Consider the following 22,189-nt stretch of genomic DNA (forward strand, 5'->3'; position numbering starts at 1 on the left):
CCCGTGTCGCGCAAGCTGACCGTAGTGCAGCTGATCCCGGCGCTGGACGCCGGCGGTGCCGAGCGCTCGACGCTCGAGATCGCGCGTGCGTTGGTCGCCGACGGCCACCGCTCGATCGTGGTCTCGGCCGGCGGTCGCCTGGTCGAATCGCTGCTCGCCGACGGCAGCGAGCACATCCAGCTCGACGTCGCGCGCAAGTCGCCGTTGAGCTTGGCACAGGTACCGAAGCTGCGCGCATCGTTCGAGCGCGAACGCGTCGATCTGGTGCATGCGCGCTCGCGTGTGCCGGCCTGGCTCGGCTGGCTCGCGCTGCGCGGCTGGCGCCAGCGGCCGCGCTTCGTCACCACGGCGCACGGGCTCAACAGTCCCGGTTTCTACAGCAGCGTGATGACGCGCGGCGAACGCGTGATCTGCGTGTCGAACACGGTGCGCGACTATCTCCTGCGGCATTATCCTCGCACCGACCCGGCCAAGCTGGTGATGATTCCGCGCGGCGTCGATCCGGCCGAATACCCGTACGGCTACCAGGCCGATGCGCCGTGGCGCGAATGGTTCTTCGCCGAATTTCCGCAGCTGGCGGGCGCGCCGCTGTTGACCTTGCCCGGGCGCGGCACGCGCTTGAAGGGGCACGGCGACGCGATCGAGCTGGTCGCCGATTTGAAAGCGCGCGGCATCGACACGCGCCTGATGCTGCTCGGCGCGCGCCAGCTCGGCCGCGAGGCCTACGTCGCCGAACTCGAACAACTCGCGCGCGAGCGCGGCGTCGCCGAGCGCATCGCGATCAGCGTGCCGCGCGACGATGCGCGCGACGTATACGCCTGCTCGGCGCTGGTGCTGCAGCTGTCGAACAAACCCGAATCGTTCGGGCGCACCGTGGTCGAAGCGATCGCGCTGTGCCGGCCGGTGCTCGGCTACGACCACGGCGGCGTCGGCGAATTGTTGGGGGATCTCTACCCCGCCGGACGCGTGCCGCGCGGCGATCGCGAACGCTTGGCCGAACGCGCCGCCGAACTGCTGCGCTATGCGCCGGCGATCCTGCCGTTGACGCGCTACCGCCTGGCCGACATGCAGCAGGCGACGCTGGCGCTGTACCGCGACCTCGTGCATGACTGAACTGCTGCGCCAGCGCCTCTCGCAATGGCCGTTCGCGTTGGTGCTGGCGGTGGTCGTGCTGCTGCCGTTCGGGCGCAGCGCCGAGGCGCCGATCGCGCTCGGCGCGATCGCGGCGCTGGTGCTGCTCGCGCGCGGTCGTATCGACCTGCGCACGGACGCTGCGCGCTTGCTGCTGGCCTTGTTCGCTTGCTACTGGATTCCGGCTTTGCTGTCGGGCATCGGCGCGGTCGAGCCGGGCAAGACCTGGTCCACCGTCGCGGTCACCTTGCGCTTCCTGCCGTTCGCGCTGTTCGCGCTGTGGGCGCTGCGGCGGCCGTCGGGCTGGCCGGCGGTTTATGCGACGATCGCCGTGGTGGTCGCGCTGTGGCTGCTCGATGCTTACGTGCAAATGTTCAGCGGCCACAGCCTCGGCGGCGTTGCCGAGAAAGAGCGCTTGTCCGGCATTTTCGGCGCCGGCAACTTGAAGCTCGGTCCGACCTTGGCGGTGCTGGCGCCGTTCGTGCTGCTGGCGGCGCGCGCGCGCTTCGGCCGGCGCGGATTGGCGATCGCGTTCGTCGTGTTGTCGCCGCCGATCCTGCTGGCCGGTTCGCGTGCGGCCTGGCTCGGCTATGCGCTGGTGTGCTTGTTGATCGCCTGGCACGAGACGCGCAGCAAGCGCCGTTTCGCGCTGGTGTCGCTGGTGCTGCTGCTCGGCGTGGGCGTGCTCGGCACGCTGGCCTTGCGCGATTCGGAACGCTTCGGCGCGCGCATCGAGCGCAGCCTGCTCGCGCTGCGCGGCACCGAAGCGGCGTTGGATGAAGCCTCCGCCGGACGCCTCAGCATTTGGAGCACGGCGCTGAAGATGACCGCCGCGCATCCGTGGAACGGCGTCGGCGTACGCGGCTTTCGCTACGCTTATCCGCAATACGCCGCGCCGCAAGATCGCTTCGTCGATACCACCACCGATCTCGGCGCGTCGCACGCGCACCAGATCGTGCTCGAAGTGCTGAGCGAAACCGGCGCGATCGGCTTGCTCGCCTGGCTCGCCGGCGCCTGGTTCGCGCTGCGTGCGTGGAAGCGTGCGTCCGCACCCGCGCGCGAGCGCGCGTTGGCGCCGGGCCTGGCCCTGATCGCGATGTGCTTTCCGCTCAATACCCACCTCGCGTTCTATTCGGCGTGGTGGGGACTCTTGTTCTGGTGGCTGCTCGCGCTGTATTGCGCCGCGCTGGGCGCTAGCGATCCTCGTTCCGAGGCTTCTCGCGCAACAAGCTGAGCGCGAAGCCGCCGACTACGGCGGCACCGGCGACCAGCACGGCCCAGAGCAGCCAGCGTCGCCACGGCAGTGGCGGTTCGGGTCCGCGCAGCGCGGCGTCGCCGGCGCTGACGCGCGCGGCGCCGAGCGTCGCCGTCGGCGGCTGCCAGTCGCGTCCGAGTGTCGCGCGCAAACTCGTCAGCGCGGCGTCGACCGGATAGTCCGGATGGCGCGCGTCGTGGCTGCCGACCGCTAGTGCATAAGGCGCCGGACCTTCGGCGAGGAACACCAGCGCGTCCGGCCGATAGCCGAGCGTCAACTGCGGCGCCGCCGCCAGCGGCGTGCGCGACTGCAGGCGGAAGTCGCGCACGCGTCCGCTCGGCGGCAGTTCGATCTCGTCGTTGTGCAGGACTTGCTCGCCTTGGCGCAGGCGGAACGCATCCACATGCGCCAGCGCGCGCCAGGGCTGCGCGGCGTTGCCGCTTCGCGACGACAGCGTCAACGGCGCCAGCGCGTTGTCGCCGGTGAGTTCGACGCGCGCGCGTTCGACCGGCAACGCGGCCGGCAGCGTGTAGTCGAACTGCGTGCGGTCCGGCGGCGCCGGCTCGTTCGTCGCGGCGGCGGCGCGCAACCAGAGGTAGGTCGGCGGCGCCTGCGTGCGCTCGGTCGAGCGCGCCTGCGCCGACAGATTCTCGAGATCGACACCGTCGTCCAATCGCTGCAAACGGAAGTAGCGCGCGCGCACGGCATCGAAGCCGAGTTCACGCCGATCGATGCGCACGCCGTTCTGTTCCAGCGCGAGTACGCCGGCGCTGCCGAGATCGCGCCAGCGTTGCAGGTCGTCGCTGGCCGCGATCGAGAAGCGCGCCGAGACGCCGGACTTCGGCGCGGACCAGTCGAGCGCGAAGCCGTCGATCGTGCGATCGAGCGCGCTGGCGTCGATCAGCCAGTCGCGCGTGCGCTGGCCGGCGGCGGCTTGCTCGCCGGCGTCGATGCGGCGCAGGCGGCCGTCGGCATCGCGGTCGATGACCAGGCGCAGATCGCCGCCGCCCGGCGTCGTGGTCGCGGGCAGGGCCAAGGTCGGCACCGCCAGCCGGTGCTCGCGCGTCAGTGTCGCCGCGGCCGCTTCGAGGCGCGCGAACGGCACCGGCTGCCCGGCCGCGTTGAACACGGCCAGGTCGCGCAGCTCGGCGTCCTGTGTCCAGGCGTAGGCTTCCGGCGTCAGTTCGACGCGCCAGGCGCTGCTCGCCGGCGTCGCGGTGCCGGTGTCGATCGGGAAAAGGTAGGCATAGTCCGTCGGCGCCGCCGCCGCGGCCGTGCGCAGGATCAGCGCCGCAACGAGCGCGAAGGCGTGGCGTCTCATGCGGCCTCCTTCGATGCGCGTGCCGGTGCCGGCGCGAAGTAGCCGATCACCGTGCATAGCAGTCCGTAGGCGATGAACGAGGCGACGCCGAACAGGTTGCCCAGACGCAGGCGGTCGATCAGCAGCAGCTTGGCCAACACCAACCCCATCAAGACCGCGCCGGCCAGCCACAGCGCGCGTTGGTGGCGGCGCGAGCCGAGGATCCAGGCGAGCACGCCGGCGAGGCTCCAGACCACGGTCAGAGCGGTTTGCGCGAGATTGGATTGCCACAGCTGCGCACTCCACGCGACGCCGTCGTAGTGATGCACGGCGCGCAAGGTCGCCAGCGTGACGAAGGCGAAACCCGCCAGCGCCAGCGGCAGGATGCGTTGTGGCGGCGACAAGGCGAGCGTGGGATCGCGCAGCCAGCGCACGGCGCAGAGCAAGAGGCCGAGCTGCGCGAGTTCGAGCGGATTGAGCACGGGCAGGAACGGCAGCGGTGCGCTGGAACCGGCCGCCGTGAGCAGCGCGACGAAGGCGATCGCAGCGATGGTCGCCTGCGAAATCAAGAGCAGAGAGCGGTGCGGCTCGAAGCGCGCGCCGAGCGGCGGCGCCAGCACGGCCGGGCGCAGCAGAGCCAGCGCCCAGGCGGCGATCAGCGGCAGCGCGACCAGACCGTCGTGCCAGCCGTCAGCGAGTTGCGCGCGTCGCGCGAACTGATCGAGCCCGAGGCCGAGCGCGCAGGTCCAGCTCCACAACCAACCCAGATGGGCGACGCGCAGCGGCATCGCATCGCCGTCGCGCAGTACGCGCAGGGCGAAGACACCGGCGGCGGCGTATAGCGCGAACGCCGCCAGCGCCGGCGGCGAGTACAGCGGTGCGGTCGGGTCGTTCATGCCGAGCACGATGAACAGCGCCGCGGCAACGGTCGCCGCCGCGGTCCAGGCCAGGGCCGCACGCGGCAGGCGCTGATAGGCGAAGGCGGCGAGCGCCGCGGTCAGCGCGACCAGGGCGAGCCACAGCGGCGAACGCAAGGGCGGCACGGCGAAGCGGTCGATCTCGTGCAGCGCGGCGCCGAACCACCAGAGCAGGCCCCACGCGTACAGCGGCAGCGCCAGCGGCGGTTTCGTCGCGGCGCGATCGTGCAGCCACGCGCTGACGAAGGCGGCGGCGGCGATCAGCAGTGCTCCGACAAACGTGCCGTTCGCCAGCGGCGACACCGCTTCGCCGGCGTGGTCGATGGCTCCGAACACGAACGCCGCCGCGGCCAGCGCTTGCAAAGCCAGTCCGCTCAGGCGCGGCAGCAGGCGTTGCTGGCGCAGGCCGAGCCAGATCAGAGCCGCACCTTCGAGCGCGAAAGTGCAGGCGGTCGAGCGCGCGCTCAGCGCGAGCGGTACCGCCAGCGTGGCGAAGCCGACGGCGAGCACGGCGAACGATTCGCCCAGCACGCGCAGACGGTCGCGCGACAGCAGCGCACGCGCCAGCAGGGCATAGATCGCCGCCAGCGCCAGCGCCGAATAGGCCAGCGGCAGACGCGCGCCTTCGAGCAAGGCGGCATGCAGTGCGAATGCGATCAGCGGATTGCCGAACACCAAGGTGCCGTCGACCAGGCCGCGTCGCTGCGGCTCGCCCCGCTGCGCATACAAGATCGGGATGACCAGATAGATCGCGAAGTACAGCAGCAGAAAAGGCTCGGTGCTGGCGAACCATTCGCTGCGATAACGGAGCACGCCCCAAGCAGAGCCGATCGCGTAGGTGAAGGCGAAGCCGAGCAGGTTCAGCGCGCGCCATGGGCGTCGCCAAGCGATCGCGAAGATCGCCAGATTCAACAGCGCGTAGTAGGCGAACAGCACGACGTGATTGCCGCTGCCGGTCGAGATCAGGATCGGCGCGGCGAAGCCGGCGAGGATGCCGAGCAGAGCGAGCGCGAGCGCGTTCTGCAGCACCGCGAGCACGCCGACGCCGGCGATCAGCACGAGCATCAGCGCGAATGCCGCGCTCGCATCGAGCAGGCCGTACAGACGGAACGCGGCGAACACAGTCAGCAGCAGTACGCCGATCGCGCCGCCTTGCAGGCTCAGCGCGAAACTGCGCCGGGCTTCGCGTTGGCGCCAGCCGAACACCAGCGCCGCGATCGCGGCCAGCGCCACCGCCGCCAGGCGCAGTTCCAGCGGCAGACTGAGCCAGCCTTGATCGGAGGCCAGCTTGAGCAGGGCGGCGACGCCGGCGAACAGCACCAGCATGCCGATCTTGACCGGCACGTTGCCTTCGGTGAACCAGCGCTTCAGCGCGGCGGCGAGTTTTTCGGCCAGGTCGGGGCCGCGCGGCGTCGCGTCGGCCGGGCGTGGCGATGGAATCCTCAGCGGCTCGAACGGCGGCGAGATGTTCGTCGGTGATGCCGGCGGCGCCGCTTCGATCGGAGCAGGCGTCTCGCTCGTCCGCGTGATATCGACGATGGGGGATCGCACGACGGCGGCCGGCGCTGTTGCAGACACGCTCTCGACCGAAGCGGCGGCGTCGGTGCGTGGCGTGCGCCGCAGCTCCGCGATCTCGCCCTGCAGTTTGGCGACGGTCTGCGTGAGCGAGTGCAGACGCGCCAGCACGAAGCCGATGCCGAGCGCGCTGAAGAAGCCGATCGGCACCGATTCGGTCTGGAACGCGATCACGCCGCCGGCGATGACGGCGGCGAGGAACCCCAGCAAGCCCATGCGATCTCCCAGTTTTGCGCGAGCTTCAGCGGCGGTAGACCTCCGCCTCCCCGGGCGGCCGCGTCTTGAAGCGCTTGTGCATCCAAAGGTACTGCGTCGGCGCCGCGCGCACCATGCGCTCGATGCTCTCGTTCACGCGCGCCGTGTCGGCGACGACGTCGGCGCTCGGGAAATCGGCGAGCGGCGCTTCCAGGCGGATCGCGTAACCGCCGCTCGCCAGGCGGCGATGAAAGAACGGAATCACCCGCGCGCCCGACAGCCGCGCCAGATGATGGGTGGCGGTGATGGTCGAGGCCGGTACGCCGAAGAACGGCGCGAACACCGCGTCCTTGCCGCGCATGTCTTGGTCCGGCGCGTACCAGAGGGCGCCGCCTTGCTTGAGCCAGCGCACGCTGCGGCGCAGTTCGTCCTTGCTGAACATCTCCGCGGCGTAAGCCAGGCGCGCGCGTTTGATCGCCCATTCGAAGGCGGCGTCCTCGTGTTCGCGGTACATGCCGGCGATGCGGATGCGCTGCGACACCAGCCGTGCGCACAATTCCAAATGGGAAAAATGCGCGCCGACCAGAAGCACGCCGCGGCGCTCGGCCTGCGCGGCCTGCAGGTGTTCGAGGCCTTCGATCTGCAGCGGAATGCGTGCGATCGCGCGTTCCGAACCCATCCAAGCCAGCGCGAACTCGACCAGCATGACGCCGCCGTCGCGCAGGTTTTCCTCCAGCATCGCGGCGCGCTGGTCGCTGCCTAGCTCGGGGTAACAGAGATCGAGATTGCGTGCGGCGACTTCGCGGCGATCGCGCAGGGTTCGCGCGGCAAGCCAGCCGAGGCTGCGCCCGATCGCGAGCAGCCAGCGATACGGCAGCAGGGCGACCAGACGGATGACGCCGAGGCCGATCCAGGCCGGCCAGTGGCGCGGTGCGAGCAGGGCGGGGCGGAACGGCGGGGCGGCTGGTGACATCGGCGCAATTGTAGCGGTCGATCGCAACGGCCGATCGCGCTCGAGGGGCCGCGTTCGCCGGGGCCTGGCTATACTGCGCCGCCGTCGTCGCCGGTTCGATTCGTGTTCCAACGCTTCATCTACACCTTGACGCTGTATCTGCTGACGCCGTTCGTGGTCTATCGGCTGGCGGCGCGCGGCTTCAAGTACCACGGCTATCTGGCACGCTGGCGCGAGCGCTTCGGCTTCTTCGCCGATCCCGGCATCAAGGACAGCATCTGGATCCATGCGGTGTCGCTCGGCGAGGTCAACGCCGCGGTGCCGTTGATCGAGGCCTTGATGCATCGCTACCGCGATACGCCGTTCGTGATCACCACGGTGACGCCGACCGGATCGGATCGCGTGCTGCAGTTGTTCGGCGATCGCGTCTTCCACGTCTACCTGCCGTATGACTTGACCACGGCGGTGCGGCGTTTCCTCGGGCGTGTGCGGCCGCGGCTGGCCGTGATCATGGAAACCGAGATCTGGCCGAACCTGTTCATGGCTTGCGCCGAACGTGGCGTGGCCATCGTCATCGCGAATGCGCGATTGTCGGAGAAGTCGCTGCGCGGCTATTGGCCGATTCAGCCTTTGGTACGGCGGGCGATACGCTGCGCCAGTTTCGTCGCTGCGCAGTCCGCCTCCGACGAAGAGCGCTTGCGCACGCTCGGCGCGGCCGAGCCGAGGCTGGCCGTGGTCGGCAATCTGAAGTTCGACATGAGCGTGCCCGATGACGTGCGCGAGCGCGGCGCGGCGTTTCGCATCGCGGCCGGCGGCGGGCGCCCGGTGTGGATCGCGGCGAGCACGCACGAAGGCGAGGAACTGGTCGTATTGAAGGCGCATGCGGCGGTACTGCGCCGCTTTCCGGATGCGCTGCTGCTGGTCGCGCCGCGCCATCCGGAGCGCTTCAAGCCGTTCGCCGCGGCCTGCCGCGCATTCGGTTTCCGCACGCTGACGCGCAGCGAAGAGGGCGGCGCAGACCCGAACTGCCAATGCTTCGTGATCGACTCGATGGGTGAGCTGCTGGCGTTCTACGCCGCCGCGGACGTCGCCTTCGTCGGCGGCAGCCTGGTACCGGTCGGCGGCCACAACCTGCTCGAACCGGCGGCGCTGGCGCGGCCGGTCATCGTCGGACCGCAGACCTTCAATTTCGCCGAAGTGACCGAAGACCTCATCGCGGCCGGCGCGGCGATGCGCGTGCTCGATCCGGATCTGCTCGGCACCGCCGTCGTGCGTCTGCTGTCGCGCGATGTCGAGCGCCGCAGCATGGGCGAGGCGGCGCGGGCGGTGATGGAGCGTGAGCGCGGTGCGGTGGCGCGCACGATGGGTATCGTGGAAGAGGTGCTGGCAACGACGGCAAGCGGGAAACCCAACAGCGAAGGCTGATCGCGCTTCACGACGCGCCGTTCCGGCGCGCCGCTCTATCCGATTCCCGATCCTCTACTTCTGCATCATTCGAGCAGCGCGTTGACCCCTTCGAGGTCCTTCAGCTCGACCACGCCGGCAGCCTGCTTCAACAGCAGCCCGTTCATCACGAACGCATGGCGCGCGGAGGAATATTGGCTCTGTGCGCTGAGCAGGGTCTGCTGGCTGATCAGCACGTCGACGATGGTGCGCGTGCCGACTTCGTAGCCGGCCTGGGTCGCCTCGACCGAACTCTGCGCCGACACCACCGCAGCCTTGGTCGCTTCGACCTGGCTCGCGCCGGCGATGACCGAGCGATAGCCGTTGCGCGTGTTCGCCTCGACCAGACGACGATTGAATTCGAACTGGTCCTGCGCGAAGTCGCGCTGATGGATCGCCTGGCGCACGCGCGACTGCGTGTAGCCGCCGCTGAAGATCGGCACGCTCAGCGAGAAGGTGATCGACGGGCCCCATTTCGGGTCACCGGCGCCATTGTGGAACGTATCGATACCTGTGTAGCGATTCTCGCCCCACTGCGAAGTCTTGGAATAACCGAGCCGGCCGGTGATCGTCGGCAGATGGCCGGCGCGCGCCGTATTGATGTCGGCATTGGCGGCGTCGACTTGCAACGAAGCCGAACTCAGGGCTGGGTTCTGCTTCAGCGCGACGTCGACCCAGGCGTTCGGGTCGTCCGGCGTGGGATGGTCGAGTGGAAGATTTTCGCGCAGCTTCTTGAACTCGCCCGGATCCTTGTTGGTGAGCCGGCGCACGGCCTCGCGCGCGGTGTCGACGTTGTTCTGATTGCTGATCACGCTGGCGACCGCCTGGTCGTGCTGCGCCTTGGCGTCGTTGACGTCGGTGATCGCGGCCAGGCCGACTTCGAAGCGCTGCTGCGCCTGTTCGAGCTGGCGCGCCAGCGCCTTCTCGTTAGCGTCGGCGAATTTGAGCGCGTCGATCGCAGTCAGCACGTTGAAGTAGGTCTGCGCCGAGTCGATCATCAGCTGCTGCTGCGCGGCCGAGTAAGTCGCCGCACCGGCTTCGGCCGTGTAGCGGCTAGACTTCAGCGCGGTCCACTTGCTGATGTCGAGGATGCTCTGGTTCAGCGTGGCGCCGATCGCCCGCGAATGGGTGGTGGTAGTCGTGCTGGAATAGTCCAGGGGCGGCAGCGGCGCACCATTTTCGTCTAGTTGATTTCGAAGCGTGCCGCCGGCGTCGTTGCCACTGCGCGAGCGCGTGTAGTCGATATTGGCGCCGAGCTGCGGCAGCAGGAACGAGCGCGCCTGGTCGACGCCCTCGTCGGTCGCCAGTTTGGTCGCTTCGGCGCCGGCCAGGGTCGGGTCGGATACACGGGCTTCCTGGTAGACCTGAACCAGGTCGTCGGCGTGCGCGGCGGATGCGCCGAACGCCACCAGCAGCGCGAGCGAGAGGGAACTCTTGCGGATCATTCGATCGTCCTCGAAAGGGATTGGGGCTTCATCAACGTCGCGCAGCTACAGCACGAAGCGGCGCGGCGGCTCGGCATTCTTCAGGTACGGCACATCGGTTTCGAACAGAACTTCCTGCTGCCAATGCGTCTGGTCGACGCGCTTGTACAGCGTGGCTTGCATCGCCGGGGAATCGCCGACGATCGCGAACAAGCGGCCGCCCGGCTTGACCCAAGCGCGGAATCGGTCCGGCAGCGCGTGCACCGCGCCGCCGACCACGACCGCGTCGAACTGTTCGCCGCTGGTGAAATCGCGGACGGCATCGCCGATTTCAAGGCGTGCATTGCGGATCTGCGCGGCGGCCAGATGCGCGCGCGCGGCTTCCGCGATATCGGCGTGCAATTCGACGCTGATCACCAAGTCACACAGGTGGGCGAGACAGGCGGTCAGAAAGCCGCTGCCGGTGCCGATCTCGAGCACGCGCTCGCCCGCCTGAGGAGCGATCGCCTGCAGGATGCGTCCCTCGACCACCGGCTTGAGCATCGTCTCGCCGTGACCGATCGGCAGTGCGAGATCGGCGAAGGCGAGGCTGCGGTGGCGCGCCGGTACGAACTCCTCGCGGCGCACATCGCGCAGCGTGTCGAGCACGCGCGCATCGAGTACCTCCGATGGGCGCACCTGGTTCTCGACCATGTTCTGCCTAGCCAGTTCGGTGTTCATCATCGCGGGCAACTCCAACCGGCAAACAAAAGGATCGGGAGCATAGGCACTCGTTACGCTTGCTGCAATCTACCTTGACGAGGCACCCGAGCGCGACGAAGTGCCGGAAGTCACCGCGCTGCGGTCGCGTGCGCGAACAGCTCTTCACGCGTGCGCGCCAGCGCGGTGCCGACTTGGGTTGCCAGCATCGCGTCGACCCGCGCGAACAACCGCGCCGCCTCCGCCGCCTGCGCCGCCCGGCTGGCCAGCTGCAGCACCAGCCAGCGCTGTAGCCGCGTGTGGTCGTCCGCGGACAGCGCGGACAATGTCCGCCGCGCCGCGCTGCGCAGCTGCGCGAAGCGGAATGTCGCGGCCGGTCCGCCGCGCGCCTCGATCAGCGCTGCGAAGGTGCGCTGCGCAAAGCGCAGCGGCAATCCGACGTCAGCGCCGTTTTCCGGACTCGTTGCGATCGCCGGAGTGTTCATGGGCTACCCCAGGAATTCGCGGCGACGCCGGCTGCGGCATACAGATGCACGATATACAGACAAGGTTGCATGGTGTCCCTCCTAGCAAGACACGAGCCAACGTGGACGCGATCCACTCCCGCATACGAAAAGGTCCGACGTAAAAGACGCCGGACCCTTACTGCCTGGAAATGCTCTCGACCGCGCCGTCCGGGTGCGGGAGGGGGAGATTTCCCGGCCGACGCGGCGAGAGGCTTGAACTAGGGCACGGGGGCCGAATCTTTCAAGGGCCCAGGGGTCGCTTCGATTCCATCGTCGGCGCCCCCATCTGTTCGATCGATGCGCGCAGGCTTAGAATCGCGCGCAGCCTGTTCATGTACCGCCCGGTATAGTATAGTAAGTGAACTCAGCAGTCCAGTAGACGTGCTATGACTCTAGCCATCGCCAAGTCCTGCGGCCCCGGCCGCCCCAAAGATCTCGAGAAGCGCGCTGCGATTCTCGAGGCCGCCAAACGACTGTTTCCGCAGTCGGGCTTCGAAGGCACCAGCATGGATGCGATCGCGGCCGAAGCGGGCGTGTCCAAGCTCACCGTCTACAGTCATTTCACCGACAAGGAGACGCTGTTCATCGCGGCGATCCGCGAGCGCTGCGCCGAGCAGATGCCGGCGACGCTGTTTTCGATCGACCGCAAGGCGCCGGTGCGGCGCCAGCTCGAAGCGATCGGACGGGCGTTCTTCGGCCTGATCATCCGGCCCGACTCGATCTCCTTGCACCGCCTGATGACCGCCGGCACCGCGACTTCGCAGAAGCTCGGACAATTGTTCTGGGATTCCGGCCCGCGTCTGGTGCACGAAGATTTCGAGAAGTTTCTGCGCCAGGAAGTGGAAGACGGCCAGCTCGACATCAGCGACGTGCCGCGCGCGGCGTCGCAGTTCTTCGCCTTGATCAAGGGCGAACTGCATGCGCGCATGCTGTGCGGCTGTTCGCAAGCGATCACGCCGGATGAGATCGACGTCCACGTGCGTGCGACGGTCGAATTCTTCCTGCGCGCCTATGCGCCGTGCGGCGAGCGCGCGGCGATGATCCAAGCGGTACGCTGACGCCTCGCGATCGGATCGATCGTCAGGCCGAGAGGCCGAGCCACTCGCGCAAGATGCGGCGCTCGGCCTCGCCCAGATCGATGAAGCGGAAGCCCGCCCAGTGACGCCCCGGCCGCTGCGCCGGTTCGCTCCACAGTTCGTGCACGCCGACCTCGATCGGACGCAGACGGCCGTGCGAGTCGGGCAATTCGAACGCGAATTGATACAACGCGTCGTCGGCGATCGCCACGTCCGCCAACAGCATCATGCCTTCCAGCGACAGATTGCCGATCTGGCCGATCACGCGGCCGCTGATCGCGTCGGTGACCTGCAAAGCCACGTTCGGGCGCTTGCGCGGCTGGCGGCGTTTTTCGATCACGTGGCCTCCCGCGTGGTGGACAAGGTGTCGAGGATGGCTTTCCAGGCGCGATCGATCAGCGAAGTCTGCGGCGGCACTTCGACGCGCGCCTGGCCGCGCACGATGTCGCGTGCGAGCTGATCGAGCGTGCGCTCTTCGCAGCGTACGCCGCGCTGATTGACGAACAGGCAGCGCTTGGTCACGGTCGAGAACCAGGCCAGCTTGCGCCGCACCGAAGCGCCCTGCTGGTTCTGGGTGAACACGAACCAGGTACCGAACGGGATTTCGCGCAGACGCTCCAGCGTGGCTGTCTCGGTCGCGTTCAATGGGATCGGTTGCGGCTTGGGGATCGCGTCGGCCGCAGCGATCGGCGCGATCGGGCCGCCGAAGCGCGCCTTGTTGTGCAGAGCCTCTTCCACGCGCGCGCGAGCCAGTTCTTCGCTCGTGGCGGACGGCGTTTGCGCCAGCTGCGTGAGTACGCTGGAGATGTCTTCGGCGTGCAAGCCGATCTCGGCGAGGCCGCTTTCGACTTCGCGCAGGATCGCAGCGTCGATCGGTTTGGACGCATCGTCGCGCAGCAATGCGGAAACGACCGTCAGCCGCCGCCGGAATTCGTCGCTGCTGCTGCCGTGGCGTAGCGCACACAAGGCGAGCGCATCGGTCCAGGCCTGCTCCAGCAAGGTGCGTATCGCCGGTGTCGGCGCGCCGTGCTGCAGCGCCTGCGCGATCGCGCCGCGCGCGGTCGCGCGCGCGATCTCGATCCGCTCGCGTCCTCGTGCGGCTTCGACCTGACGTCGCTCGAACGTCTCCGCGCGCCGCGCCAGCATCTGCATGTGGCGACCGAGGTCGGCCAGCAGGTTCTCGAACGTCGCCGGATCGCCATCGTAGTCGGCGCTGACACTGTCGACCACCAGCCGCATCTTGGCCGACAGGTCCGGATCGGCGTCGGTTTCGTCGATCCAGCGCTCGCCGGTCTCGGCGATGGTGTTCAACAGTTCGCGCGCCGGATGCGAACGGCGCGTAAAGAAGCTGCGATCGCCGAGGGCGACACGCAGTACAGGCACGTGCAGACGATGCAGTAGCGCGCGCGCGCTGCTGCCGGCGTGCAGGTTGGCGCCGATGTAGTCGAACAGCAGTCCGACCAGGTCGATCGTATCGGCGTCCTCGTCGAGCAGGCGCAGCGCGTTGCCCTGCGCGCCGCCGCGGCGCAGGCGATCGAACAGTTCGCGCTTGAACTGCGTGTTGTCGTAGGTCTGGCCGGCGCTCTCCGCGCCGCTGCGCTGTTCGTGCTGCAAGGCGCCGAGCAGGCTTTGCAGCTCGGCACCGCTGGCCGGTACCGCCGACGGCGCTGCGGCATAGGCGTAGTCGCGGTCGTGGCGCCGGCGCGCGGCGAGCAGACGATAGATGGTACCGAACAGCTCGGTGTCTTCTTCGGCGGCGGCAATGTCGGGCGTTGCAGCGGTCGCAGGCGGCGTGCCGCGCTCGGCGTCCGTGTTGTGAGATGCCGTCGCGGCGCCCTGCGCGCGCGTCGGTGCCCAATGCAGGTGGGGCAAGATGCGTCGCGCGACCAGCTGCGCGTTGATCGCCTCGTAAAAGCGGCCGAGCGGCACCATTGCGACGCGGTCGAAGGCGCGATACGCGAGTACGCGTCGCTCGACGCCGAGTTCCAGCGCGTCGAGCGCGTGGCGGAACGCGGCCATCACCTGAGTCGGGCCGAGCGGCAGCGCCTCGAACGCCCAGGCCGGCGCGCCGGCGAGCACACCGAAGCGATGGGCGAGCGCATGCAGCGCTTGGCTGTTGCGAATCTCGGCCTTGCCGGCAATTTCATTCAGGGCGAGGTCTTCTTCCAGCGCGGAAGGATCGACCAATTCGAGTGCGGCCGGTTGCGCCGTAGCGGGCGCGGCCGGGGCGCTGGCAATTCGTACGCAGGCCAGCGCCGACTCGATGCGTTGCAGGAAGCGCGGCGCGATTTCGGCGCGTTTGGCGCGCGATTCGCCGAGGTCTTCGAATAATCGCTGTTGCTGCAGAGTGCTCGGAGCGCGTTCGGCCAAACCGAACAGCGATTGATCGAACGCATCCAGCGCCTGCGGCAGGAGCGGCGCGAAATGCGCGCGGGCGCTTTCGAGCAACTCCTCCAGCGCCGCGCGTACGCGCGGCGGCAGGTCGCTGCGTCGCGCCAGCGTAGCCAACCTCGCGCCATCGTCGCGGATCGCCATTCTCCCCGCAGCGGTGCACCTGCGGCGCCGCCGGACCCCGCCCCTCGCCTGCGTCGATCGTGCCCCAGCGCGACCGACGCCCCGTGAAGTCGCGCGGGCTGGCCGCGACGACTCCGAGCCTATTCTGGCACGTCGTCGCGCGCGGCGTTTGCACGTCACACGACGTTACATCAGTGCGCGGGTTGCCAGATCACCTCCAGGAAGCCGGAACGGCCGGCGGTGTTATAGCCACGCACCAGCTCGTAGTCGCGGTCGGTCAGGTTCTCCACTCGCGCGGCCAGGCTCCAGTCACGATCCAGCGCGAAGCTGGCGCGCAGATTGACCAGCGTGTAAGACGGCAGATTGATCGTGCCGCTACCGCCGACGTCGTCGCGATGGCCCGCGTAGACCACCTCCGCCCCGGCGCGCCAACGCTCGCCGAAGGAGCGCTCGACCACGCCGCTCACCTTCTGCTTCGCACGCCGCAACAGCGGCTTGTCGGTGTCGGCGTTGCGCGCGTCCATCCAGGTGTAGTTCGCGCGCAGCGACCAGGCGTCGAGCTTGAACTCGTACTCGAATTCGGCGCCGTCGATCTTCGCTTCGGCGATGTTCTCGGCGCGGTTCTGCGGACCGGTGAAGCTGATCAGATCCTTGACGCGCGTGGTGTAGAGGTTGGCCTTGATGCGCTGGTTCGCGTCCGGAGTGAATTCGACGCCGAGCTCGGTGCTGCGCGAGCGCTCCGGGTCGAGGTTCGGATTGCCGGCGAAATAGCCGCCGTAGCCGGGATGGAACAGCTCGTTCAAGGTCGGCGCGCGGAAACCGCGGGCAACATTCGCGTAGATGCGCAACAGCGGGCTGAAACGCCAGCCGAGCGCGAGCGAGCCGGTGGTGGCGCCGCCGAAGTCGTCGTTGTCGTCGTGGCGCACCGACACCTCGCTGTCGAGCGCGCCGAAGTCACCGCGCCAGCCGCCGAACACGGCGCGGTTGTTGCGTTCGCGCTCGTACACGGTGCTACCGGCGAAGGTGTCGCGCGTCTCGCCCTTCTCGCGCACGAAGTCGAAACCGGCGATCAGGCGCTGGCGTTCGTCGAGACGGAACTCGTTCTGCCACAAGAGGCTGTTACGGCGCGTGTGGTAGAGCGTGGTGAAAGCGGGCGTGTTGAGGTCTTCACGCGAATTGCCGAAGGCGAGGCGGTGATTCCAGTTCTCACCGAGCGCACCTTCGAGATTGATGCCGCCCGACTGCTCGATCACGTCGGAGTAGCCTTGGTCGAACTGCACTTCGCCCTGGCTGCGGTACAGCGAAGCCGACAACACCTGGCTGCCGAACGTGTGCGCGGCGCGGCCGGCGAAGTTGGTGTTGCGGAAGCTGTCGTCGTCGGGATTGAAGATGCAGTACGGATCGTCTGGGCCGGCGCAGATGCCGCGGTTGGTCGCGGAAAAGCCGCCCACGTGGCGCGCGCCGACCTGCACGCTGAAGCCATCGTTGCCGTTCCAGTGGCCGTAACCGGCGCTGCCGGTCGCGTCGCGGTAGCTGCCGTAGCCGATGGCTACGCGCGGGCCTTCGAGCTTGCGCGTGAAGATCTGGATCACGCCACCGATCGCGTCCGAACCCCAATAGCTCGCGCGCGGACCGCGCACGATTTCGATGCGTTCGACCGTGTCGAGCGGCAGCTGCTCGAACGCGAACGCGCCGGTGTTCTGCGAGGACACGCGCACGCCGTCGATCAGGACCAGGACTTGGTTGGAATTGGTGCCGCGCAGGAACAAAGAGGTCTGCTGGCCGGCGCCGCCGGTGCGGTACAGATCGATGCCGGCTTGCAGGCGCAAGAGGTCGATCGCGTCGCGTGCGACGCTGGCGTCGATGTCTTCGCGCGTGATGACGCTGACGTCGGCCAATGTCGAATCGACCGTTTCGGGAACGCGCGAGGCGGTCACCTGCACGGTCGGCTGCAGTTGTTCTTCGTCTGCGCGCGCGGTGGCGCAAAGTGCGCTCGACAGCGCGATGAAAAGCATGGAACGGACCAGCATGGGAAACCCTCCTGTCGCACACCCGCGTGACCAGGGTCGGAAGGAGGAACGCGCAGGACGACGGGCGCCCGTGCCCGTCCGTTGCCCGCCGCAACGCCTGGAGCCGATCGCCGTCGCCTGAGCGAACGACGAAGCCGCAGGCCGGTCTCCGGGCTTGCGAGCGATGCGTCGAGGCGGCCTGCAAGACCGTCCCGGCACATCGACCCGATCGCCTTCCCGTCGCGTTGGCGACAGTGGCATTCGATCGGGTCCGACTCGCCTACCGTTGCGGGGGCAGCGTGGGACTTGGTGCCGAGCGCGGCCACGTCGGCTGCGCCCGCTCTTTGCGATCGCGGACGATCGCAAAACACACCTTACCCACTTCCCGTTTCACCCTGGGCGCTTGACGCGGGCAGGGCACCTGCGGCGGCGCGCAGTGTAGTGGAGGGTCCGGGCCGGTTCAATTGAAGTCCGCGGCAGCCGGCGGCGGCCGCCAAGCCCGCATCATTCGCGGTCGCTGCGCGCCTCGACGCCGGCCAACTCGCCGGCCTCGTCGACGCGCAGCACGATCTCGATCGGACGGCAGCACACGGCGCAATCTTCGATGTAGTTCTGCGAGCCGGCGGAAAGATCAGCGGCGGTCTGGAAGCTCTCACCGCAGTACGGGCAGTCGATGGTGATCGTTTCGAGCATCGCTAAACCTCCGGCAGGAACAGCTGGATCAGGTCGTTGAGGAAGCGGCGTCCGTCCGTCGTCGCTTGCAGGCGAGCTTCTTCACGCAGGAGCCAGCCGCGCTCGCGCGCCTGCGCCAGCGGCGCGGCGATGGCGGCGAACGCGACACCGCTGCGCGGCTCGAACAGCTCGGCGGCGACGCCTTCGTTCAAGCGCAGCGCATTCAGCATGAACTCGAACGGGCGCTCCGCCGCTGCGACCGTTGCCGCGGCGCCGAACGATTCGTGCTGCGCGGCGCGTTCGAGATAACTGCGCGGCAGCTTCAGTTTGGTCGTGCGCACGATCGCATTTCGACTCGCGTCGCTGAGCTTGCCGTGCGCGCCGGCACCGATGCCGAGATAGTCGCCGAAGCGCCAGTAGTTCAGATTGTGCGCGCAACGGCGATCGGTGTGAGCGTAGGCGGAGACTTCGTACTGCGCGTAGCCAGCGTCGGCCAGACGCGCCTGACAAGCCTCCTGCATGTCCCAGGCGCTGTCTTCGTCGGGCAGCGGCGGCGGCTTCGCGGCGAACAAGGTGTTCGGTTCGAGCGTCAGCTGGTAGTGCGAGATGTGCGCCGGTTGCAGCGCGATTGCGCGTTCGACGTCGGCAAGCGCGCCGTCCAGCGTCTGCTGCGGTAGCGCATACATCAGATCGAGATTGAAGTTGGCGATGCCGGCATCCTGGGCCCGCTTGATCGCGCGCTCCGCTTCGGCGGCCGAATGGATGCGGCCGAGCCGGCGCAGCTTGTCGTCGTCGAAACTCTGCACGCCGAAGCTGATGCGGTTGACGCCGGCGCGCAGGTATTGATCGAAGCGGCCGTGCTCGACTGTGCCCGGGTTGGTTTCGAGGGTGATTTCCGCGTCGCACGGTAGCGCGATGCGCGACGCGACGCCGTCGAGAATTCGCGCAATCGCCTCCGCTGCGAACAGGCTCGGCGTACCGCCGCCGAAGAACACGCTGTGGATCGGCCGCGCGGCGATCGCCGCTTCGTGGTGAGCGAGGTCGCGATCGAGATCGGCCAAAAGTGCGTCGACGTACGCGTCGACCGGCAGCGCGCCGTTCTGCGCATGCGAATTGAAATCGCAGTACGGACATTTGCGCACGCACCAAGGAATGTGCACGTACAACGACAGCGGTGGCGCGATCAACGGCATGCCGGCATTGTAGATGCGCGCGGTGCGGCGGTTCGCTTCAGAGCTCGTGCTCGAGCAGCGCACGCAGCTGCGCCAGCGCCTGGCCGCGATGGCTGACGCGATTCTTGAGCGGCGTGTCGAGTTCGGCCGCGCCGCAGCCGAGCGCGGGATCGAAGAACACCGGATCGTAGCCGAAGCCGTTCGCGCCGCGCGGGGCGTCGAGGATGCGGCCGTGCCAGCGTGCTTCGACCAGCAGCGGCGCGGGATCGTCGGCGTCGCGCAAGAGTACGATGGTGCAGTGGAAATGCGCGATCCGTTGCGCCTCTGGAACCTCGCGCATCGCGGCGAGCAGCTTGGCGATGTTCGCGCCGCTGTCGCCGTGCGTGCCGGCGTAGCGCGCCGAATAGAGTCCCGGCGCACCGCCAAGCGCGTCGACGCAGATACCCGAATCGTCGGCCAGTGCAGGCAGGCCGGTCGCACGCGCGGCGTGGCGCGCCTTCAGCAACGCGTTCTCGACGAAGGTCGTGGCGGTTTCCTCGGCGTCGTCGACACCGAGCTCGCCTTGCGCGACCAGCTCGATCTCGAGACCGGCGAGGATCTCGCGCATCTCGGCCAGCTTGCCGGCATTGCTGCTGGCGAGGACGAGCTTCACGCGCGCGGCTCGATCAGATCCCAGCGGTTGCCGTAGAGATCTTCGAACACGATGACGCTGCCATAGGATTCGTGGCGCGGAGCGGCGTCCATGCGCGCGCCGGCGGCGGCCAGGCGTGCGTGATCGCGTGCGAAGTCGTCGGTGTGCAGGAAAAAGCCGACGCGGCCGCCGTGTTGGCGCCCGACCGCGGCCTCTTGCTCGGGGGCCGTCGCGCGTGCGAGCAGCAGCTGGAACGCCGCGTCGGCGCCGGGTGCGATGCGCACCCAGCGCTTGCCGTCGCCGAGATCGTTGTCTTCGACCAGCACGAAGCCGAGCGCGTGCGCGAACCAGGCGATCGCCTCGTCGTAGTCGCGCACGAGCAGCGCGATGTAGGCGATCTGGCGCTTCACGCGGTCTTGTCCAGCGCCTCGCGTTGTCGCGCGCAGAGTTCGGTGATGCCGGTCGCCGCCAGGGCGAGCAGGGCGTCGAGTTCCTCGCGGCGGAACGCGTGTCCTTCGGCGGTGCCTTGCACTTCGATGAAGCCGCCGCCGTCGTTCATGACGACGTTCATGTCGGTGTCGCAGGCGGAGTCTTCGGCGTAGTCGAGATCGAGCACCGGCGTGCCCTGCCAGATGCCGACCGAGACCGCGGCGACCGCGCCGAAGACCGGATCGCGCTTGATCGCATTGCGCGAGCGCAGCCAATTCACTGCATCGACCAAGGCGACGTAAGCGCCGGTGATCGCCGCCGTGCGTGTGCCGCCGTCGGCCTGCAGCACGTCGCAATCGAGCGTGATCGTGCGTTCACCGAGCGCCTGGCGATCGACGCAGGCGCGCAGCGCGCGGCCGATCAGACGCTGGATTTCCATCGTACGGCCGCCTTGGCCGCCGCGTGCGGCCTCGCGCTGCGTGCGCTGGCCGGTGGCGCGCGGCAGCATGCCGTACTCCGCCGTGACCCAGCCTTCGCCCTTGCCGCGCAGGAACGGCGGCACTTTTTCCTCCACGCTGGCGGTACACAGCACGCGCGTGTCGCCGAACGCGACCAGCACGGAGCCTTCGGCGTGGCGTGTATAGCGACGCTCGATGCTGACCGGGCGCAGTTGGTCGGCACGACGGCCGGACGGACGGGTTAGGCTCATGCGAGGGCATGTTTTGGGTTCGGAGCCGCGCAGTTTACCATTGCGGCCCTTTCATTCCCGGAAACGCCGATGTTGCGCAGCATGACTGCCTTTGCCAGCGCCGAAGCCGACAGCGGCCACGGCACGCTGGCGATCGAGCTGCGCTCGGTCAACCATCGTTACCTCGAGTTCGGCCTGCGCCTGCCCGACGAGCTGCGCTCGCTCGAGCCGCAAATCCGCGAGCGCGTCGCAGCCCGGCTCGCGCGCGGCAAGGTCGATCTCGGCTTGCGCTGGAAGCCGGCGGTGGCCGAAGCGACGGCGATCGCGGTCGACCAGGAGCGCGTTGCGCGGTTGGCCGAAACGGCGCAGACGATGGCGGCGAAGTTCCCGCAGATGCAGGTCGATTTCACCGCACTGCTGAGCTGGCCGGGTGTGCTGATCGAGCGCGAGACCGATCTGGAATCGCTGCGCGAAGCGGCCATGGCCGTGCTCGATGCCGCGCTCGACGACATGGTCGCCGCGCGTGCGCGCGAGGGTGAGCGTCTGGGTGGTTTTCTCGGCGATCGGCTCGACGGCATCGAGCGCCTCGTCGCCGAAGTGCGTGCGCATCTGCCCGAGGTGCGGGCGAGTTCGCGTGCGCGCTTCGACACGCGCTTGGCTGAACTCAAGCTGCCGCTCGACCCGGGCCGCATCGAGCAAGAAGTCGTGCTGCAGCTGCAGCGCATCGACGTCGACGAAGAACTCGACCGCTTGACCGCGCACATCGCCGAAGCGCGCCGTATCTTCGGCATGAAGGAAGCGGTCGGCCGCCGCCTCGATTTTCTGATGCAGGAGTTCAACCGCGAGGCGAACACGCTCGGTTCCAAGGCAGCCGATCCGCGCACGACCAAGGCGGCGGTGGAGCTCAAGGTGCTGATCGAACAGATGCGCGAACAGGTGCAGAACCTCGAATGAGCGGCACTCTTTACATCGTCGCGGCGCCTTCGGGATCGGGCAAAACCAGTCTGGTCAACGCTTTGCTCGAACGCGAACCCGGCATCAGCCTGTCCGTCTCCTACACCTCGCGGCGCCCGCGCGCGGGCGAAATCGACGGCAAGCACTACCACTTCGTCTCGCGCGAGGTATTCGAGCGCATGGCCGTGGCGGGCCTATTCTACGAATACGCCAACGTGCACGGCGATCTGAAAGGCACGGCGCGCAGCGCGGTCGAGCCGCTGCTGGCGGCCGGTCGCGACGTGCTGTTGGAAATCGATTGGCAGGGCGCGCGCCAGGTGCGCGCGGCCTGCCCGGAAAGTGTGGGCGTGTTCATCCTGCCGCCGTCGCGCGCCGAGCTCGAGCGTCGCCTGCGCGCGCGCGCTTCCGACAGCGCCGAGACGATCGCGCGCCGACTGGCCGATTCGCGCGAGGAAATCGCGCACGCCGGCGATTTCGATTTCATCGTCGTCAACGATCAGTTCGCCGATGCGCTGACGGATCTGCGCGCGATCGTCGCGGGTCAGCGTTTGAGGCGAACGGTTCAGCTCGCGCGGCACGCGGTGCTGATCGGCGATCTTTTGAAGAACGAGTAACACCGGCGCGTGTCTGGCGGCAGAGCGACCGTA

Annotated in this window: 20 protein-coding genes and 1 riboswitch; of the genes, 6 read left to right on the forward strand and 14 right to left on the reverse strand. The window is 68.3% G+C overall.

All coding sequences use genetic code 11. The features are described 5' to 3' along the window. Positions 1 to 3: 3 nt before the first annotated feature. Together AC3QL3_RS03330 and AC3QL3_RS03335 are read left to right on the forward strand one after the other, a co-directional pair. Positions 4 to 1,113, forward strand: a complete 1,110-nt coding sequence (locus tag AC3QL3_RS03330) for a glycosyltransferase (RefSeq protein WP_492896878.1) — start codon at positions 4 to 6, stop codon at positions 1,111 to 1,113. Continuing rightward, positions 1,106 to 2,365 carry an O-antigen ligase family protein gene (locus AC3QL3_RS03335; protein ID WP_492896879.1) on the forward strand — a complete coding sequence of 420 codons (1,260 nt, stop codon included), beginning with the start codon at positions 1,106 to 1,108 and terminating at the stop codon, positions 2,363 to 2,365. Before AC3QL3_RS03330 ends, AC3QL3_RS03335 begins: the two co-directional genes overlap by 8 nt. On the opposite strand, the gene AC3QL3_RS03340 is transcribed toward AC3QL3_RS03335, so the two are convergent. Genes AC3QL3_RS03340 through lpxL form a run of 3 tightly spaced genes read right to left on the reverse strand, consistent with a single transcriptional unit; the run spans position 2,325 to position 7,346 of the window. Next, positions 2,325 to 3,707 carry a DUF3999 domain-containing protein gene (locus AC3QL3_RS03340; RefSeq protein ID WP_492896880.1) on the reverse strand — a complete coding sequence of 461 codons (1,383 nt, stop codon included), beginning with the start codon at positions 3,705 to 3,707 and terminating at the stop codon, positions 2,325 to 2,327. The two genes, AC3QL3_RS03335 and AC3QL3_RS03340, sit on opposite strands and share 41 nt — an antisense overlap. Next, a complete protein-coding gene (locus AC3QL3_RS03345) occupies positions 3,704 to 6,394 on the reverse strand; it encodes a DUF2339 domain-containing protein (protein WP_492896881.1) in 2,691 nt (896 codons plus the stop codon). The genes AC3QL3_RS03340 and AC3QL3_RS03345 overlap by 4 nt, the downstream gene beginning before the upstream one ends. A gap of 25 nt (positions 6,395 to 6,419) precedes the next feature. After that, entirely contained in the window at positions 6,420 to 7,346 is a 927-nt protein-coding gene (lpxL, locus tag AC3QL3_RS03350) for an LpxL/LpxP family Kdo(2)-lipid IV(A) lauroyl/palmitoleoyl acyltransferase (RefSeq protein WP_492896882.1), read from the reverse strand. A 102-nt stretch (positions 7,347 to 7,448) separates the two neighbouring features. Between lpxL and waaA the strand changes: the two genes are divergently transcribed. Continuing rightward, positions 7,449 to 8,750, forward strand: a complete 1,302-nt coding sequence (gene waaA / locus AC3QL3_RS03355) for a lipid IV(A) 3-deoxy-D-manno-octulosonic acid transferase (protein ID WP_492896883.1) — start codon at positions 7,449 to 7,451, stop codon at positions 8,748 to 8,750. Between the two features lie 65 nt (positions 8,751 to 8,815). On the opposite strand, the gene AC3QL3_RS03360 is transcribed toward waaA, so the two are convergent. From AC3QL3_RS03360 to AC3QL3_RS03370, 3 genes are all read right to left on the reverse strand, one after another. After that, a complete protein-coding gene (locus tag AC3QL3_RS03360; protein ID WP_492896884.1) occupies positions 8,816 to 10,213 on the reverse strand; it encodes a TolC family outer membrane protein in 1,398 nt (465 codons plus the stop codon). A 45-nt stretch (positions 10,214 to 10,258) separates the two neighbouring features. Then, positions 10,259 to 10,912: a protein-L-isoaspartate O-methyltransferase family protein gene (locus AC3QL3_RS03365; RefSeq protein ID WP_492896885.1), complete on the reverse strand. Its 654-nt coding sequence runs from the start codon at positions 10,910 to 10,912 to the stop codon at positions 10,259 to 10,261. Positions 10,913 to 11,022: 110 nt separating this feature from the next. Next, a complete protein-coding gene (locus AC3QL3_RS03370) occupies positions 11,023 to 11,376 on the reverse strand; it encodes a hypothetical protein (protein ID WP_492896886.1) in 354 nt (117 codons plus the stop codon). A 407-nt stretch (positions 11,377 to 11,783) separates the two neighbouring features. On the opposite strand from AC3QL3_RS03370, the gene AC3QL3_RS03375 reads away from it, so the two are divergent. Beyond that, the gene (locus AC3QL3_RS03375; protein ID WP_492896887.1) at positions 11,784 to 12,455 is read left to right on the forward strand and encodes a TetR/AcrR family transcriptional regulator; all 672 of its coding nucleotides are present in this window, start codon (positions 11,784 to 11,786) and stop codon (positions 12,453 to 12,455) included. A gap of 22 nt (positions 12,456 to 12,477) precedes the next feature. Here AC3QL3_RS03375 and AC3QL3_RS03380 read toward each other — a convergent pair whose 3' ends face one another. The 8 genes from AC3QL3_RS03380 to rph form a co-directional block, all read right to left on the reverse strand. Beyond that, complete coding sequence (locus AC3QL3_RS03380) at positions 12,478 to 12,813, reverse strand: PilZ domain-containing protein (protein ID WP_492896888.1); 336 nt, start codon at positions 12,811 to 12,813, stop codon at positions 12,478 to 12,480. Then, the gene (locus tag AC3QL3_RS03385; RefSeq protein WP_492896889.1) at positions 12,810 to 15,008 is read right to left on the reverse strand and encodes a DUF1631 family protein; all 2,199 of its coding nucleotides are present in this window, start codon (positions 15,006 to 15,008) and stop codon (positions 12,810 to 12,812) included. The genes AC3QL3_RS03380 and AC3QL3_RS03385 overlap by 4 nt, the downstream gene beginning before the upstream one ends. A 170-nt stretch (positions 15,009 to 15,178) precedes the next feature. Continuing rightward, on the reverse strand, positions 15,179 to 17,017 hold the full coding sequence (locus AC3QL3_RS03390) for a TonB-dependent receptor domain-containing protein (protein WP_492896890.1): 1,839 nt from the start codon (positions 17,015 to 17,017) through the stop codon (positions 15,179 to 15,181). Positions 17,018 to 17,139: 122 nt separating this feature from the next. Further along, positions 17,140 to 17,436: riboswitch (cobalamin riboswitch) on the reverse strand. 64 nt (positions 17,437 to 17,500) lie between these two features. Then, the gene (locus AC3QL3_RS03395) at positions 17,501 to 17,689 is read right to left on the reverse strand and encodes a CPXCG motif-containing cysteine-rich protein (protein ID WP_492896891.1); all 189 of its coding nucleotides are present in this window, start codon (positions 17,687 to 17,689) and stop codon (positions 17,501 to 17,503) included. A 2-nt stretch (positions 17,690 to 17,691) separates the two neighbouring features. After that, a complete protein-coding gene (hemW, locus tag AC3QL3_RS03400; protein WP_492896892.1) occupies positions 17,692 to 18,861 on the reverse strand; it encodes a radical SAM family heme chaperone HemW in 1,170 nt (389 codons plus the stop codon). A 37-nt stretch (positions 18,862 to 18,898) separates the two neighbouring features. Then, positions 18,899 to 19,447 (reverse strand): RdgB/HAM1 family non-canonical purine NTP pyrophosphatase, encoded by a 549-nt coding sequence (gene rdgB, locus AC3QL3_RS03405; protein WP_492898844.1) that lies wholly within the window; start codon positions 19,445 to 19,447, stop codon positions 18,899 to 18,901. Positions 19,448 to 19,488: 41 nt separating this feature from the next. Next, positions 19,489 to 19,881, reverse strand: coding sequence for a VOC family protein (locus tag AC3QL3_RS03410; protein WP_492896893.1), 393 nt, complete (start codon positions 19,879 to 19,881; stop codon positions 19,489 to 19,491). Continuing rightward, positions 19,878 to 20,609, reverse strand: coding sequence for a ribonuclease PH (gene rph / locus AC3QL3_RS03415; RefSeq protein ID WP_492896894.1), 732 nt, complete (start codon positions 20,607 to 20,609; stop codon positions 19,878 to 19,880). Before rph ends, AC3QL3_RS03410 begins: the two co-directional genes overlap by 4 nt. Positions 20,610 to 20,678: 69 nt before the next feature. Between rph and AC3QL3_RS03420 the strand changes: the two genes are divergently transcribed. Continuing rightward, positions 20,679 to 21,542: a YicC/YloC family endoribonuclease gene (locus tag AC3QL3_RS03420; RefSeq protein ID WP_492896896.1), complete on the forward strand. Its 864-nt coding sequence runs from the start codon at positions 20,679 to 20,681 to the stop codon at positions 21,540 to 21,542. Next, entirely contained in the window at positions 21,539 to 22,156 is a 618-nt protein-coding gene (gene gmk / locus AC3QL3_RS03425; RefSeq protein ID WP_492896897.1) for a guanylate kinase, read from the forward strand. The genes AC3QL3_RS03420 and gmk overlap by 4 nt, the downstream gene beginning before the upstream one ends. The last annotated feature ends 33 nt before the right edge of the window (positions 22,157 to 22,189 follow it).

This window comes from Dokdonella sp. GW821-FHT11D02 (assembly GCF_058808595.1).

Coding starts and splice junctions, on each gene's coding strand:
- AC3QL3_RS03340 (WP_492896880.1), bottom strand. CDS start 3,707: ATGAGACGCCACGCCTTCGCGCTCGTTGCGGCGCTGATCCTGCGCACG.
- AC3QL3_RS03390 (WP_492896890.1), bottom strand. CDS start 17,017: ATGCTGGTCCGTTCCATGCTTTTCATCGCGCTGTCGAGCGCACTTTGC.
- AC3QL3_RS03365 (WP_492896885.1), bottom strand. CDS start 10,912: ATGAACACCGAACTGGCTAGGCAGAACATGGTCGAGAACCAGGTGCGC.
- lpxL (WP_492896882.1), bottom strand. CDS start 7,346: ATGTCACCAGCCGCCCCGCCGTTCCGCCCCGCCCTGCTCGCACCGCGC.
- AC3QL3_RS03360 (WP_492896884.1), bottom strand. CDS start 10,213: ATGATCCGCAAGAGTTCCCTCTCGCTCGCGCTGCTGGTGGCGTTCGGC.
- AC3QL3_RS03335 (WP_492896879.1), top strand. CDS start 1,106: ATGACTGAACTGCTGCGCCAGCGCCTCTCGCAATGGCCGTTCGCGTTG.
- AC3QL3_RS03420 (WP_492896896.1), top strand. CDS start 20,679: ATGTTGCGCAGCATGACTGCCTTTGCCAGCGCCGAAGCCGACAGCGGC.
- rph (WP_492896894.1), bottom strand. CDS start 20,609: ATGAGCCTAACCCGTCCGTCCGGCCGTCGTGCCGACCAACTGCGCCCG.
- AC3QL3_RS03370 (WP_492896886.1), bottom strand. CDS start 11,376: ATGAACACTCCGGCGATCGCAACGAGTCCGGAAAACGGCGCTGACGTC.
- AC3QL3_RS03375 (WP_492896887.1), top strand. CDS start 11,784: ATGACTCTAGCCATCGCCAAGTCCTGCGGCCCCGGCCGCCCCAAAGAT.
- rdgB (WP_492898844.1), bottom strand. CDS start 19,447: ATGCGCGAGATCCTCGCCGGTCTCGAGATCGAGCTGGTCGCGCAAGGC.
- AC3QL3_RS03395 (WP_492896891.1), bottom strand. CDS start 17,689: ATGCTCGAAACGATCACCATCGACTGCCCGTACTGCGGTGAGAGCTTC.
- AC3QL3_RS03385 (WP_492896889.1), bottom strand. CDS start 15,008: ATGGCGATCCGCGACGATGGCGCGAGGTTGGCTACGCTGGCGCGACGC.
- hemW (WP_492896892.1), bottom strand. CDS start 18,861: ATGCCGTTGATCGCGCCACCGCTGTCGTTGTACGTGCACATTCCTTGG.
- AC3QL3_RS03345 (WP_492896881.1), bottom strand. CDS start 6,394: ATGGGCTTGCTGGGGTTCCTCGCCGCCGTCATCGCCGGCGGCGTGATC.
- gmk (WP_492896897.1), top strand. CDS start 21,539: ATGAGCGGCACTCTTTACATCGTCGCGGCGCCTTCGGGATCGGGCAAA.